General features: G+C 70.8%; 8 protein-coding genes. 3 read left to right on the top strand and 5 right to left on the bottom strand.

What is annotated here, in order from left to right; translation table 11 throughout:
* Nucleotides 1–13 precede the first annotated feature (13 nt).
* Nucleotides 14–1,069 (top strand): methyltransferase domain-containing protein, encoded by a 1,056-nt coding sequence (locus tag AB0H56_RS28550; RefSeq protein WP_357168869.1) that lies wholly within the window; start codon nucleotides 14–16, stop codon nucleotides 1,067–1,069.
* On the opposite strand, the gene AB0H56_RS28545 is transcribed toward AB0H56_RS28550, so the two are convergent.
* The 4 genes from AB0H56_RS28545 to AB0H56_RS28530 form a co-directional block, all read right to left on the bottom strand.
* Nucleotides 1,051–4,341, bottom strand: a complete 3,291-nt coding sequence (locus tag AB0H56_RS28545; protein ID WP_357168867.1) for an AAA domain-containing protein — start codon at nucleotides 4,339–4,341, stop codon at nucleotides 1,051–1,053. The two genes, AB0H56_RS28550 and AB0H56_RS28545, sit on opposite strands and share 19 nt — an antisense overlap.
* A 90-nt stretch (nucleotides 4,342–4,431) precedes the next feature.
* Nucleotides 4,432–5,754, bottom strand: a complete 1,323-nt coding sequence (locus AB0H56_RS28540) for an aminotransferase class I/II-fold pyridoxal phosphate-dependent enzyme (protein ID WP_357168865.1) — start codon at nucleotides 5,752–5,754, stop codon at nucleotides 4,432–4,434.
* A complete protein-coding gene (locus tag AB0H56_RS28535) occupies nucleotides 5,751–12,119 on the bottom strand; it encodes an SDR family NAD(P)-dependent oxidoreductase (protein WP_357168863.1) in 6,369 nt (2,122 codons plus the stop codon). Before AB0H56_RS28535 ends, AB0H56_RS28540 begins: the two co-directional genes overlap by 4 nt.
* A 64-nt stretch (nucleotides 12,120–12,183) precedes the next feature.
* Nucleotides 12,184–12,747: a GNAT family N-acetyltransferase gene (locus AB0H56_RS28530; protein WP_357168862.1), complete on the bottom strand. Its 564-nt coding sequence runs from the start codon at nucleotides 12,745–12,747 to the stop codon at nucleotides 12,184–12,186.
* A 316-nt stretch (nucleotides 12,748–13,063) separates the two neighbouring features.
* On the opposite strand from AB0H56_RS28530, the gene AB0H56_RS28525 reads away from it, so the two are divergent.
* The gene (locus tag AB0H56_RS28525) at nucleotides 13,064–13,363 is read left to right on the top strand and encodes a hypothetical protein (protein WP_357168860.1); all 300 of its coding nucleotides are present in this window, start codon (nucleotides 13,064–13,066) and stop codon (nucleotides 13,361–13,363) included.
* A 387-nt stretch (nucleotides 13,364–13,750) separates the two neighbouring features.
* Complete coding sequence (locus AB0H56_RS28520) at nucleotides 13,751–14,323, top strand: hypothetical protein (protein WP_357168858.1); 573 nt, start codon at nucleotides 13,751–13,753, stop codon at nucleotides 14,321–14,323.
* Nucleotides 14,324–14,327: 4 nt separating this feature from the next.
* Here AB0H56_RS28520 and AB0H56_RS28515 read toward each other — a convergent pair whose 3' ends face one another.
* Nucleotides 14,328–14,939: an ElyC/SanA/YdcF family protein gene (locus tag AB0H56_RS28515; protein WP_357168856.1), complete on the bottom strand. Its 612-nt coding sequence runs from the start codon at nucleotides 14,937–14,939 to the stop codon at nucleotides 14,328–14,330.
* Nucleotides 14,940–15,318: the final 379 nt, after the last annotated feature.

Below are 15,318 nucleotides of genomic sequence, written 5' to 3'. Positions count from 1 at the left end.
GAGGAGGATCGCGATGAGTGCAGCGGAGCCGACCAGTGGGCAGGTCGCCGAGCGGTTGTTCGGTGCCGCGCTGGGCGCCGTCGACATTCTCGCCGTGCATCTCGGCGATCGGCTCGGCTGGTACCGCGCGTTGTCCGAGGGCGGTCCCGCCGACGCGGTCGAGCTGACCCGCCGCGCCGGTGGCGATCCGCGCTATGCGCGGGAGTGGCTCGAGCAGCAGGCCGCGACCGGGATCCTGGTGGTCGACGACGGCAAGTTCCGGCTGCCCGCCGGCGCCGCCGAGGTGCTCACCGACCCGAACAGTCTCGACTATCTGGCCCCGCTGGCCCGGATGTTCGCCGGCGCCGCCGTCCAGCTGCCCGCTCTGGTCCGCGCCTATCGCGACGGCGGCGGGGTCGGCTGGTCCGAATACGGCGCCGACATGCGCGAATCGCAATCCGACATGAACCGGCCTTGGTTCGAGCACCGCCTGGCGGACGCGCTGGCCGGCATCGAGGACGTGCACGCGCTGCTGTCGAGGTCCGGCGCGCGGGCCGCCGACATCGGTTCCGGCGGCGGCTGGTCGTCGATCGCGCTGGCCCGCGCCTATCCGGAACTGTCCATCGACGGCTACGACATCGACCCGCCCTCGGTGGCCATGGCCCGCGACAACGCCCGCGACCTGGCCGACCGCGTTCGTTTCGAGCACGCCGACGCCGCGAAGGACCTGCCGGAATCCACCTACGACGCCGCCTTCGCCTTCGAATGCCTGCACGACATGCCGCACCCGGTGGAGGTGCTGACCGCCATGCGCAGGTCCCTGCGCCCCGGCGGCGCGGTGATCATCATGGACGAGGCCGTCGCCCCGGAATTCACCGCTCCGGCAAGCGATATCGACCGGCTGATGTACGGGTTCAGCCTGCTGATCTGCCTGCCCGACGGCAAGGCGCACCCGAAATCGGCGGGCACCGGCACGGTCATGCGGCAGGCCACCCTCACCGAGTACGCGGAGAAGGCCGGATTCACCACCGTCGAGGTGCTCCCGATCGAGGACTTCGGCTTCTGGCGTTTCTACCGGCTGACCGCTTGACGCGCAGGCTCGACCCGGACCGGCCAGTGGGCGGCGAGATCGTCGAAATATCGCTGGCTGCTCCACAATCGGTAATTTCCGATCACATACACCCGCCGCCGCGCCCGCGAGACGGCCGCGTTGAGCACACTCGGATCGGCCGCGGCCCACCGCCGGGACCCGCCCGCGGCGGGGGAGGTGCCCAGGATCAGCACGATCACCTCGGCCGAATTCCCCTGCATCCCATGGACGGTCCCCACCTGGTTCGCGGCGAACTCGGGCCCGAACACCGCGTGCGCCACCTCCCTGGCGCCGTGCGCGACATCGCGGAACGGGCTGAGCACCCTGATGTCGCCTGCGGCGACGCCGTCCTCGGCCAGCTCGCCGAGCAGTTCGGCGAGGGCCTCGCCTTCACCGGGTATCCAGTTCCCTTCAGCCCGTGCGGATCTGACGTCGATCCACCGGTTCTGCCCGGGGAACTCCGGCCGTTCCGGGGTGCCGAAGACGAGCAGGTCGTCGTCGTAGGCGAGCCGATGGGTGAGCTCGAAGATCGGCAGGTCACTGCGCCGATGCACCCGCAGCGGCGTCCCGACCCAGACGGGCTCGGCCGTGTCGGCCGGGGTCAGCCAGGTGCCGTGGCGCACGCCGCGATCGGCGGCCCGCCGCGCCGAGGCCAGATCCGGCATCCACTCGCGGTCCAGCCCGAACTGCCGCACGAGCGCCTCCTGTGCCGAGGTCGGCAGCGTCTGCGCCGGTCCCAGCTGGCGGTGATCGCCCACGATCACCGCACGCCGCGCCCGCCACACGCCACCGGCCACCGACTGCGGCGCCGCCTGCCCTGCGTCGTCGACGAACAGCCAGCCCAGCGCCTCCCGGCCGAGCCCGGCGAACAGGCGTGGCATCGCGGTGAAGGTCGTCGCGATCATCGGCACCGCGAGGAACAGCGTCTGCCAGGCGGCGGCCACGGTCTCGGGCTTGGGTTCCTCGGCCAGGTCGCCGCGGATCAGGGCGATCGCGACGATCAGGTTGTCGCGCACACGGGGTGCCGCGGTGAGCAGGAACGCGCGATGCAGCCGCAGCGCGGCCAGGAACAGTTCCCGGCGCGCGGTCGCGTACTGCTCGTCGGCCCACGGATTGCAGAGCTGGAACTGCTCGTCGTCGGCCGCGACGTCACCGAAGGGGATGGTGTGCGACCAGTGCTCGCGTGCCCGCTCGATGACCTCGATGGCGGCGGCCCGCCGCTCGGTCAACGCCAGATGATCGCGGATGAGCGCGCGTCCGTGCTCGGCGGCCTGGGCCCACTGTTCGCGCGTGTACTCGACCTCGGCCTGGCGTCGCCGCATCTCCGATTCGGCGATGTGCCGTTCCCGCAGCAGCTCGTTGCTGCGGGTGCTCCACCGTCGCCCCGCCTGGAATCCCGTCGACAGCGAGGTGAGGAATTCCGGCTTCTGCCCACCGTGTTCGCCGAGCAGCTTGCCCACCCGGTGGTGCGTCGCCTGCGCGGCCCGCAGGTGTTCGGTGGCGAGCTGATGCCGTTCCCGCCAATGCGCGTGCGCGGTATCGGCGTTCGCGATGTCGGCGGACAGCGCCTGTAACCGCTCGTGCGTCCCTGGCAGTTCGGCGACGGCGTCGGCGACGTCCTGGCGTTCCTGCGCCAACCTGTGCACCTCCGCGCGCCGCCCGGCGAAGTCGGCGACGGCGGCGGCCCAGTCGGGCACCGAATCCGATTCGGCCTCGGCGTGTTTGAGGAGGTCGAGCATGCCGCTGGTGGTCGCGCTGATCTTGCGTTCGGTGGCGAAGCGCTCGCCGAACCAGAAGCGTTCGCCGAAGGTCCGCCGGTTCTCGCCCAGCGCGGCCGCGACCAGGCCCCACGCGGGTTCGTCACCGAGCAGATCGGCGAGCTCGCCGAAATGATCGACCGTCCCGTCGACGGCGTCGCGTCGCTGGATCTCGGTGACCACCTGCGCCGCGGCCTGCTCACCGCCGGTGCTCAGCACCACCTCGAATCCGGTGACCTCGGGCGCGAGCCGATGCGCGCCGACCGTGTAGTTCTTGGCGATCCGCACCTGCTCGGTGACCCCCGTGAACACCGCCAGCGGATCGTCGAACGAGGCCAGCTGCGCGGCGCGCTCGACGACGATGCCGGCGAGCAGATCGCGCAGCATCGTCGTGGTCCCTGTTCCCGGCGCGCCGTGGACCGCGAAAATCCCGGCGCCGTCCCGCAATTCGGTCATGGCCTGGTCGACGGCGAACTGCTGGCCCGACACGAGCGGGTCACCCGGCCAGCGCCCGTCCGGAATCCGTTGGGGGAGCAGCCCTTCGACGACGACATCCTGCCGGTCGCGCACGTCGATCCGATCTTCGACGGGCAGTGACTGCGTGGCCGCGAGGTAGTCCCGCAGCGCGTCACCGATGTCGCCGCGCTCCACCGCGGCGGCCAACCGGGCGAGGTCATCGGTGAGGCCGCTGTTGAGCCGGTCCTGCGCGGCGACGTTCTCGGCATCGCGCGCGGGCACCTGCAGGCACGCCACCCGCACGCCACCCGCGCGCAGTTCGGAGCGGATACCGAGAGCCGAGCACAGTTCGCCGGTGAACGTCTGGAGATCACGACCGCTGAGCCGCGGCGCCTCGACCGGCTCCTCGGGGTCGCGGGGCAGCAGCCGTTCGGCGAAGGCCTGCGCCGACATCCCCGCCAAACCAGGTGAGATGACCCCGCCCGCGGCCAGCAGGGAGGCCCCGACCCCGCGGCCCGCCATGTCGAGTGCCCGCCAGCGCGGTGGCTGCGGCGTGTCAGCGTCCTCGAGCGCGGCCTCTCTGGTCAGCGTGTCGAAGGCCGCGGTGAAAGCCGCAGAGTCGGAGTCGAATCCGTCGACCCAGCCGCTGTCGGCCGGTCCGGGCGAGCGCAACCGGTTGACCGCCCACGCCAGGCCCGACAGCCGCGCCGAATCCCGGACCACCACGCCGTCCTCGGTGAGCGTCACCGCGAAGGCGGCCGTCGTCCCGGCCCGCCGGGCATCGGTCTCGAGCCGGTCCTCGCCGAACGCCCGGACCAGCGCCTCGCGCGCCCGCCCGATGCCGAAGAGGCCGCCGAACACCACGAACTGCCACACCCGCCCGCTCTGCGCGTCGGGCAGGGCGGCGAGGTCCTCCCACGGCGCCGGCTCGTCGGCCGCCAGCTCGACGACGAGACCGGCGTCGGGCAGCGCGCCGACGTCGGGAACTCGATGCGGACCGAACAGTTCCACGGTCTGCCAGAAACGTACGAGCCGCGCAGCGTGCTCGGATCCGCCCACGAAGCACCTCAATCCGTCGGCCATCATGCTGACAACCCCGAACACGCTACGCGATCGCGTTCCCCCTGGCACGCCACCCCGAGGCGCGCGTCAGCCGGTGAGGCCGGGGAGCTCCCGCGCGTCGGCGACCGCTTCGCCCAGTTGAGCAGCGGCGTAACGCAGTTGGTCCGTCGTGTGCTCGGAGGTCAGGAAGAAGCGCAGCCGCTCGCTGCCGACCGGCACCGCGGGCGGGGTGATCGAGCCCGCGTAGATCCCGTGCTGCAGCAGCCGCGACGCGACGTACCCGGCCCGGTGCTCCTCGGGAACGAGGACCGGGCAGATCGGCGTGCCCTCCGACACCCCGAGGTCCAGTCCGAGCTCGGTGAGCAGCGCGTGGAACAGCCGGGCATTGGCCCACAGGCGGGTCAGCCGCTGCGGTTCGGCGTCGAGGACGTCGAGCGCGGCCGACGCGGCGGCGATGGTCGACGGCGCGGGCCCGCCGCTGAGCGTCGACACCCCGGGCGCGGCGAATTTCATCGCCCCGATCAGCTCGGCGTCGCCGGCGAGGAAACCGCCGCAGCTGCCCAGCGCCTTGGACAGGGTGCCCATCCAGAGGTCGACCGCGTCGCCGGGCAGGTCGAAGTGCTCGCGGACCCCGCGGCCCCTCGCGCCGAACACCCCCAGCGAATGCGCCTCGTCGACCAGCACCGCGCAGTCGAATTCCCTGGCCACCGCGGCGATCTCGGCGACGCGGCCGATCGCGCCGTCCATGCTGTAATGGCCCTCGAGCACCACGAGCGCGCGGTCGAATTCGCCGCGCGCCATCCGCAGAACCGAGCGCAGCGAGTCGGGGTCGTTGTGCCGGAACGTCAGCTGTCGAGCGCCCGACCACCGCACCCCCGAGCTGACGCTGCGGTGGATCAGCGAGTCGCAGACGGCGACATCGCCACCGCCGAGCAGGAAGCCGATCACCCCCGCGTTGGTGAGGTAGCCGCTGGTGGACACCAGGGCGTCGCCCACCTCGTACATCCCGGCGAGCCGCTGCTCGAGCTCGCTGTAGAGCGGGATCTCGCCGGCGATGATCCGCGAGGCCGACGCGGACGCGCCGTAGGTGTCGAGCGCGTCCTTGGCGGCCTGGATCACCTTCGGATGATTGGCCAGCCCGAGGTAGTTGTAGGCGCTGAAATTGACCAGTTCCCCGCCCTGCCACCGGATCACGGTGTCGTTGGGACTCTCGCGCAGCAGGAACACCGGGTTCGGCATGTCGAACCGCGCGTGCGTCTGCGCGATCAGCTCGCGCTTGCGGGCCATCGCCGCCACCTCGGGGTGATCGGCGAACTGGCGGCCGGGACCACGCCGGCGGGCGACAGGCGCGGGCGAGGGCACCGAGCCGTTCAGCAGTTTCCTGGCCAGGTCGCGGGCGGATTCGCTCATGCCGTCGCCTCGCCGACCAGCACCGCGGCGACCCGCGCACCGGCCTGTTCGAGGCTGAACGAGCGGCCCATGTTCATCGTCATCAGGTCGATGCCGAGCGATTTCGTCACCATCGCACCGAATTCCACCGCCATCAGCGAGTCCAGGCCGAGTTCGGGCACCGGCACCGTCAGGTCGATGGTGTCCGCGGCGACACCCATCACCTGCGCCAGGTGTTCGGCCAGCAGGTAGGCGACCACCTCGCCGCGCTTGTCGGCGTCGAGCGCGGCGAGTTCGGTGCGCAGGCGCGCGGCCGCCGAATCGTCCTGTGTCGCCGCGGCGATCTGCTCGGCGAGCCGCCCGGTCTGCGCGAAGAACGGCGCGGTCGCGGCCACCTTGGACCAGTCGATCGGCATGAGCACCGCGTGCGTGACGCCCAGGCGCAGGGCCTGTTCGAGGTAGCCGGTGCCCTCGTCCATGTCGAAGGAGTCGAAGCCGGTGGTCCGCAGATAGCGGGCGATGTTCTCGTCCGCGGCCGCCATCCCGCCGCCGGACATGTGCCCCCAGCCGACCGCGAGCGCGACTCCACCCGCCCTGGTCACCGCGTCGGCGTAGGCGTGGAGGGCGGAATTGGCCGCGGTGTAGGCGAATTGGCCGACGGCGCCGAACATCGCCGAGCCCGAGGAGTACAGCACGAAGTGGTCGAGCCGCGCGCCCACCGCGTCCAGCCCGGCGACCAGCGCCCGCATCCCGTCCACCTTCGGCCGGTACACCGTGGCCAGGCTGTCCTGGTCCATGGCCGTGGCGCGGTGGTCGTCGATGACGCCGGCCGTGTGGAACACCCCTCGCAACGGCGTCGAGGGTCGGTGCGCGCGGGCGATCACCGCGGCCACGGCGTCGGCGTCGGTGATGTCGACCTGTTCGGCCGTCACGGTGACACCCTGCTCGGCCCAGGCCGCGAGTTGCGCGCGGGCCGCCTCGGTGCGAGCGCCGCCGCGCCCGAGCAAAGTCAACCGCCGCGCACCCTTGCCCACCAGCCATCGGCCGGTCGCCAGGCCGAACGCGCCGAAACCGCCGGTGATCAGGTATTCGGCGTCCGCGTCGACGCGCACCTGCGGCAGCAGCGGTCGCACCGACGGCTCGGTCTCGGTGAGATCCAGCGCCACCCGGCCGCCACCGGTGGAGCGCGCCACGGCCTCGAACGCCTGGCCCACCTCGGCGGTGCCGTAGTAGGTGAACGGCAGCGGCCGGTAGGTGCCCTCGTCGAGCCGGGCGTTGATCCGCCGGATCAGGGCGAGCACATCGTCGCGCCGCACCCGCGCCATCCGGTCCAGATCGAAGGAGTGGTAGGCGATGTTCTTGTCGAAGGCCGACAGGTCGAGCACGCCGCCCGCGTAGATGTCGGCCTTGCCGATCTCGACGATGCGCCCGAATTCGGCGACCATGGTGAAGTTCTGGCGCTGGAGCTCGCCCGGCGCGGTACTGAGGATCACGTCGACGCCACGTCCGTCGGTGAGCGCGAGCACCTCGTCGACCAGGGTGAGTGAGCGCGAACCGAGCACGTGGTCGGCGCCGTCGGCGCGGACCTTCGCCCGCCGCTCGTCGGTACTCGCGGTCCCGATGACAACGGCCCCGTGCCCCTTGGCGATCTGCACCGCCGCGGTCCCGACACCGCCCGCGGCGCCGTGCACCAGCACCGTCTCACCCGGCCGGATACGGGCCAGTTCCAGGAGCGAGTGCTCGGCGGTGGCGAAGGCCGTGCCGCTGGTGCAGCGGCCTGGCTCGGTCGCCGGGTCGACATGTGCGAGCAGATCGGCGTCGGTGGTGTGAAAGCGCGCCACCATGCCCTTGGAGGTCAGCACCACCGTGTCGCCGACCGCGAATCCGGTGACGCCGGGACCGACCCGGACCACCCGTGCCGCCCCCTCCATACCGGGCACCGTCCCGAAATACGTGGGCGCCAGCTCGCGCTCACCGAGCACGCCGATCACCTTCAGCGCGTCCTTGTAGTTGAGCCCCACCGCGAGCATCCGCACCTCGACCTCGCCCGCGCCGGGCGCCCGCCGCTCACAGCGCCGCCACCCCAGCCTTGCGAAGGTCCGCGACGGCGGCACCTCCAGCGCGAAATTCGCCTCGGGATCGGCGAGCGGCGCCGCGGTGTCGAGCGTGTCGAGCCGTCGTGACAGCGAGCGTTCGACCACGGTCGTCCACCGCAGACCGTTGCGGAGCACGACCTCGTCGCTGAGGTCGTAGGTGAACGCCCCCGGCACCGCGAGTTCGGCGGCGAGTTCGGCCGCCGTCACCTCCGCGTCGACATCGATCAGCCGCCACCGCAACCTCGGCTGCTCGTTGAGCAGCACCCGCCGTGCCCCCGCGATCGCGGCCTGGCCGGGATCGGGTGCGGTCGGGTCGGCGGGGTGGGCGTAGGCGTGCGCGCTGAGGACGGTGACGTGCAGCGATCCGTCACCGGTCATCGGCAGGTCGACGCCAAGCTCGGCACAGCGTTCGTCGAGGAACCGCTCGAGCGTCACCGCGATCTCGCGCAGGGCCCACAGCGCCGTGACGTCCTCCGCCGCGCCCGGCACCACACAGACGTGCACGCGCCGCACCTGGTCGAGCGCGACGATGTCGCGCAGCCGTCGCGTCAGCCGCGTGGCCAGCTCGCCGTCGTCGAGATCCACTGGGAGGAAGCCGGATTCGGCACCGTCGACGGAGACCGCCTTGCGCACCTGTTCGAGGCGGTGTTCGATCCCGGCACCGAAACCGAGCACCAGGCTGTACAGGCCGTCGCCACCGGGCAGGCCTGCCGTGTCGACGGGCTCACGCAACTCCCAGCGCTCCTCGTAGAAGAGGTCGGTCATCCGTTGCAGCGGCCCGCCGCGCGGGGTCAGCGAACCGAACTGAACTCCGCTGAGCCGCAGACACACTCTGCCCTCGGCATCGACCAGGTCGATGTCGGCGACGGAGTCCCCGCGCAGCCTTGCGAGCACGGTGACCTCGGCGGGCAGCGGCGCGAGGCGGGACACCGACCGCACCCCGACCGGCACCATCGTGCCCTCTCGCGCCTGTCCGGCCAGCAGCGCGGCGACGGCTTGCAACGCCGCGTCCACGACCGCCGGATGCGCGAGATACCCGGCGCTCGCACCGATTCCGCCGTCCACGCGCGCGACCACCATCGCCGATCCCAACGCGATCGAGGTGACCCGCCGGAAGTCCGGACCGTAGTCCAATCCCGCCGCGGCCAGCCCCGCGTAGAAGTCGGCGGGCTCGACCGGCGTCAGCGCCTCCGCGTCGGGTACCTCGGCGGTGACGGGGGAGTACCCGCCCTCGACCACACGGCCCGTCGCGTGCACCGTCCAGACCGTGCCTGCGGCGCCCCGCGAACGGATCGTGAACCGCCCGGTCGACTCCTCCAGGTGCAGATCGACCACCGGCGCGGTCCCGCTGTTCACTACCAGCGGCGCGACGAACCGCACCCCCTCCAGCCCGACCTGCGCGGACTCCGACCTGACCGCGGCCGCGCTGAGCGCCGCGTCGAGATATCCCGCACCGGGCAGGATGGTCATCCCGCCCACCACGTGATCGGCCAGCCACGGTTGCGCCGCGATCGAGACGTGCAACCGCCACGTCGCGGGGTCCTCGGGCAGCCGGTCGCCGAGCATGGGCGGCGCCCCCGGCGTGCCGTGCCGGGACAACCGCAGCTCGGGCAGTTCCGATCGCAATCGGGTGCGCTGCCACGGATACCGAGGCAGATCGACATGCGGTGTGGGACCCGGCACGTCGGCGAACAGCCGCTCGATGTCGAGCGCACCGGCCGCATAGAGATCGGCCAGCACCTGGCGCAGACTCTCCCCATCGGTGCGATCGCGGCGCAGGGTGGCGACGGTGGTACCCGCCTCACCGGCGCCGATCAGCGTCTCCCGGATATTGGCTCCCACCACCGGATGCGGGCCGACCTCCACGAACACCCGATGCCCCGCCTTGATCGCGGCCGAGACAGCGTCGGCGAAGCGGACCGGCCTGCGCACGTTCGCGCACCAGTACTCGGCATCCCACGTCGCTCCCGCGACCGCCTCGCCGGTGACCGTGGAGTACAGCGGAATCCGGGGTTCGGCGACCGTGAGCCCGGCGAGCGCGGCGCGCAGGTCGTCGAGAATCGGGTCCATCAGCGCACTGTGGTACGGCACCTCCACCCGCAGCCGTCGCGCGAAAACACCACGAGTGGTGAGCAGTTCAGCGATCTCGTCGAGCCTGTCGACCGCACCGGCCAACGTGACGGCGCCCGCGCTGTTGATCGCCGCGATATCGACTGAATCCACCCCGTCGACGAGCTGTGCCGCCTCCTCGGGGCCGAGACCCACCGCGAGCATCCCACCCGATCCCGCCGTCGTCGCCTGCAGCCGCGCACGATGGAAACTGACCAGCACCGCATCGCGCAGCGACAGCACACCGGTCACGCAGGCCGCCGCGACCTCGCCGACGCTGTGCCCGATCACCGCCACCGGCTCGATCCCGAACCGCCGCAGGGCTGCGTGCAGCGCGACCTGGACGAGAAAGGTCGCCGGTTGCGCAACCTCGGTGCTGGTCACCCGCGACTCCGCTTCGGGCCGCAGCAGCTCCTCGATGATCGACCAGCCCGCGACAGCGCGGAACTCCGCGTCGATCCGCCGTGCCTCCGCCGCGAAGACACCGACCGCTGAGGTGGTCGCGGCGCCGGTGGGTCCGAGGCTGGGTAGCACGCCGTGGCCGCCGGCGGTGACGGTGAGCAATTCGCGCGCCATCCCCCACCACTGCGGCCCCATGCCCGTGAAGACGTACACCGGCCCGGTCGCACGCTTGGCGACCGTCCGCCCGATCCGCCCCGATCCGGTCGCCAGGTCGATCAGTCCCCGCACCAGCGCGGTGTCGTCGCCGAACGGAACAGCGGCCCGCACCGGATGATGATGACGCCGCCGCCAGGCCGCCTCCGCCACCATCGCCGGGTCAGCACCGTCGGCGATGCGCTCGGCGACCCCACGCGCCAGCTCCCGCACCGCGGCTTCCGACCGCGCCGACAACGGCATGACCCCGAAATGCGCCGGTGCGCGATCCGCCCCGGCGTCCGGCCGATATTCCTGGAGAATCGCGTGCGCGTTCGTGCCGCCGTACCCGAAACCGTTCACCGCCACCGTCATCCGCTCCACCTCGGCCGCGACCGGCTCGGCCTCGGTCTGCACGCGAATTCCCCACCCCTCGAACGGGATATCGGGATTCGGCGTCTCCAGCCAGCCTTGGGGCGGGATCATGCGATGCCGCACTGCCAGCGCCGACTTGATGACACCCGCGATGCCCGATGCCGCCTCGGTGTGGCCCAGCGTCGCCTTCAACGAACCGACCGGCAGCGGTTCCGGGCGCCCCGCGCCGTAGGCCCGTCCGATGGCCCGCAGCTCCAGCGGGTCACCGACCGGCGTACCGGTCCCGTGCGCTTCCACATAGCTGACCTCGGTCGCCGCAATCCCGGAACGGCGGATGACTGTGCGCGCCAACGATTCCTGAGCGTCCGCGTTGGGAACTGTGATGGCGGTGGTCCGCCCGTCCTGATTGGTCCCGGTTGCCTTGACCACCGCATAGACCCGATCACCATCGCGCTCGGCATCGGCGAGCGTCTTCAGCACGACAACCCCGGCGCCCTCTCCGCGCCCGTACCCGTCGGCCGCCGCGTCGAACGGCTTGCTGCGCCCATCGGCGGCGAGGAAGCCGCCCTTGCACATCGTGACGAAGGTCTCCGGCTGCACCATCACATTCACCCCGCCGGCGATCGCCAGCTCGCAGTCACCGCTCTCGATCGCCCGGCACGCCAGATGCAGCGCGACCAGCGACGACGAGCACGCCGTATCCACCGTCACCGCAGGCCCTTTCAGATCGAGCGCGTAGGCGATCCGGTTCGACAGCATCGTGTACGACACCCCGACGGCCGTGTGCAGGTCCACGTGCGGCAGCGCGGGCCCGACCGAGCCCACCAGCTGATCGAGCGTGAACGCCCCGACATAGACCCCGACCGAGGCGCCCGCGCTGCGCCCGGCCAGCCCCGCGTCGTCCAGCGCCTCCCACGCGACCTCGAGAACCAGCCGCTGCTGCGGATCCATGACCGTGGCCTCACGGGGCGAGATGCCGAAGAACTCCGGATCGAACGCCCACGGATCACCGGTCATGAACGCGGCGCGCTTGGTGTACATCCGGCCCGGCGCACGTCGATCGGCGTCATAGAACCGCCGCCAGTCCCACCGCTCCGGCGGGATCTCACGCACCCCGTCGCGCTTCTCGATCACGAAGTCCCAGAACGACTCCGGCGAATCGATGCCACCGGCATAGCGGCAGCCGATCCCCACAATGGCGATATCGGACATAGCGGTCCCCTCGAACTAGGAAAGAATCGATCGAAGCGGGCGGCCCCGTGGCCGCGTGCCCTGCTCAGACCGGATGTGGACGCCGAACGATGACGTTCAGCTCAGGCCCCGAATCGCCGAGGCGGACAGCACCGACGCGCTCCGTCCCCCAGGCCCGGTAGTAGCTCAGGTTGGCGTCCTTGCAGAGCGCGCACAGCGCCGCACCCTGCCGATCGGCCTTCCGCACGAGCGAGTCGTACAGCGCACGCCCGATCCCGGTGCGCTGCGCCGCCGGCTCGGTGCCCAGATACACGTGGAACAGGTGCGGCTCGGCGGGAGCCGCACGATCCATCGCCGCGTCGACCTCGACACCGCGTCGCACCGCGCCGCCCATCGCCACGAGATAGCTTGGTCCACCGAGGAATTCGCGCATCCCGCCAGGCCGGTAGCCCACCGGATACCACAGCAGCACACCCACGATCCGGTCGTCGACGAGCGCGACCTCGGCGCCGCCGGCCGGCAGGAACCTGTGGGTGATCATCGCCCGCAACATGCGCGGCGCCCGTCGAGCGCGGACACTCTCCTCGGGAAAGAGGTAGTCCTCGATCGGGTCGTCGTCCGCGAAAGCGGCAGCCAGCACGCGCGCCATCTCGGCGGTGTCGGCACGCGTCCCCGATCGGACACCCACCCGGTCACTGTGTGTCAAAGCTGTTGTACCTCAAACGATCTGCCCCGAACCACGACGGCTCTACCGTCTGGTAGGAAACTGGTCGTTAGGCTAACTCAGTAGCCGACGAGCCCCTCCCGATTCGCCCGACAAGCCGAATCCCACAAGGTCGCCCCATGTCAAGCCGTACTGACATCGCCGGTGGTTCGCACAGCCGCCCAGGCCGTGGCGGCAGCGCGGCCATCTGCCCCCGAATATTCCGTTGACCATCCTCGGCGCCGAGCCGCACGCTGACCGGGTGAACGAACTCGACCGCGCGGCCGATCTCTTCGCCGTGGGCGAGCTGCCGGAGACCGAGCTGTCGATGGTCGCTGCCGAGGCGCTGGCCCGTGGCCTGGATTCGCCCGCTCTCGTCGAGCTCGCCTGCCGGCACCGCACCGACACCCGTGACGCCGCCGCACTGTTCCGCACGGCCATGGCCGAACTCGGCCTGGTCGCCGACCTCGATGCCGCGTGGACGGCTCGGGAGTCCTCCGTCCGGCGCCTGCGCGTCGGAATGCCCGCCGAGATGCTGCGGGACGATGACGACCTCTCCTAGCGGGAGCCGAACACCATCCCCACAACCGCCTTCAGCACCGCCAACCACTCCCTGACGTTGTTCCGCACCTCGGTGGACCGCCGGCACTCGCATACACCGCCACTCCGATCCGGCACAGCGCGACCACGTGCGGCTGATGCTGATGCCGACTCACGATGATTGCCCGCTCGATCCCGAACTCCCACCTGCCCGGCTCGCACGTGGCCCGCGTCTGGAGTCACTCCTGTCGGAACCCGCTGTCGCCGGGTCGATCCCGTGCGCCAGAGATACCGCCTCATCGAGGCGATCGTCACCCACGCCGCCGCCGGCTTCCCGACAACAGAATCCCCGCGCCTTCCCTGCCAAATGCCGTTGACCAGTTCAGAAGCAGAGCCGCACACTGACCGGATGAACGAACTCGACCGCGTGGCCGACCGCTTCGCTGTGGGCGAGCTGCCCGATGCGGAGCTGTCGCTGGTAGCCGCCGAGGCGCTCGCCCGCGACCTCGATTCGCCCGCGCTTGTCGAACTCGCCTGTCTGCACTGCACCGACACCCGCGAAGCCCCCGCTCTTTTCCGCGCCGCATTGGCTGAACTCGGACACGTCGCCGACACCGAGTCGACGTGGGCCGCGCGCGAGGCCACTGTCCGGCTGCGCCGGGCACGCCGGGACACGGCCGCTCTGCTGGCCGAAGACAGCTTCGACACCGAGTTGGCGTCGCGGATCGCGCACGTGCTGCTGTCCCACCTCGCCGCCGTCCCAGGGGGAGCCTGCAGTGAACTCAGCGAACTGGCCTACTGCCTCGAGTCGGCGTCGTACGCCCTGGGGGAGGGCTTCCGCGATCCCGACGAGCTGCGCGACGAAGTGCGCGCGCTGTGCCGAACGCTGGTGCACGGACGATCGGAATCGGACCGTGCGCCTACCGCCCCGGCGGCCCGGTCGGTGCCGCGGAGCTGGTGGCGCCGCGCCATCCGGCACTGAACGCTCAGCCGAACACCATCTCCACAACCGCCTTCGGCGCCGCCAACCACTCTCTGACGTTGTTCCGCACCGCAGTGGTCCGCCGGCACTCGCAATACGCCACCACCCCGTCCGCCTCGATGTCCGCCGCCCGGCACAGCGCGACCGCCCGCGGCAGATGCTGATACTGACTGACGATGATCGCCCGCTCGACCCCGAACTCCGACCTGGCCCGCTCGCACGTCGCCCGCGTAGACAGCCCCTCCCCATCGGACCGCACTATCGCCGGGTCGATCCCGTGCTCCAGGAGATAGCGAGTCATCGCAGCGATCTCGTCGCCCGAGGCGCCGCCCGCGTCACCGGACAGGAGGATCCCGCGCGCCTTCCCCGCCGACACCAACTCGATCGCGACATCGAGTCGCCCCCGCAGATAAGCCATCGGCGTCCCGTCCGTGGCGACCTTCGCTCCGGGCACGATCACCACCGGCACCTCCGGCGCACCCGCCACATCACTGCGATGCCCGGACGACAACGCCCACATCACCCCGTTCGCCCCGGCCGTCACCACCGCCAGTCCGCCGGCGACCACCAGCCCGGCCACGACAAGCCGCCGAAACCGCCACTTCCGAACACTCACCACGCCGACCTCCCTTGTCGCTCACGCACGCTACCGATCGGACATACGCCATGAAACGCCGTCTGACTAGGGAATTTGACATCGCAATTGTGGACACGTAAATTAATTCAAGTCAGAGCGACACGGACACCGACCCGGTACTGAGTACTGGGACAACGAGGTTGGACGATGAGCGCCGACAACATCAAGTAGTACAGCTCACGCTGACCGGATTTGCGTCCGGTCGAGTTCGTGAGTTAAGTTTGAACCCTGCCCAGCGGAACCCTCAACGAATCGTTGACGGTGTTCTGCTTGTGCGTGTGTTCTTTGAGAACTCAATAGTGTGTCGATGAATGTCAGTGCCAATATTATTATTGGTTCCGCTTCTCATACCCCCCGG

Source organism: Nocardia sp. NPDC050717, from assembly GCF_040654275.1.
Taxonomy (GTDB): Bacteria; Actinomycetota; Actinomycetes; order Mycobacteriales; family Mycobacteriaceae; genus Nocardia.
Note: the sequence above shows the minus strand (reverse complement) of the source record. Positions and strands in the feature narration are given on the sequence as shown.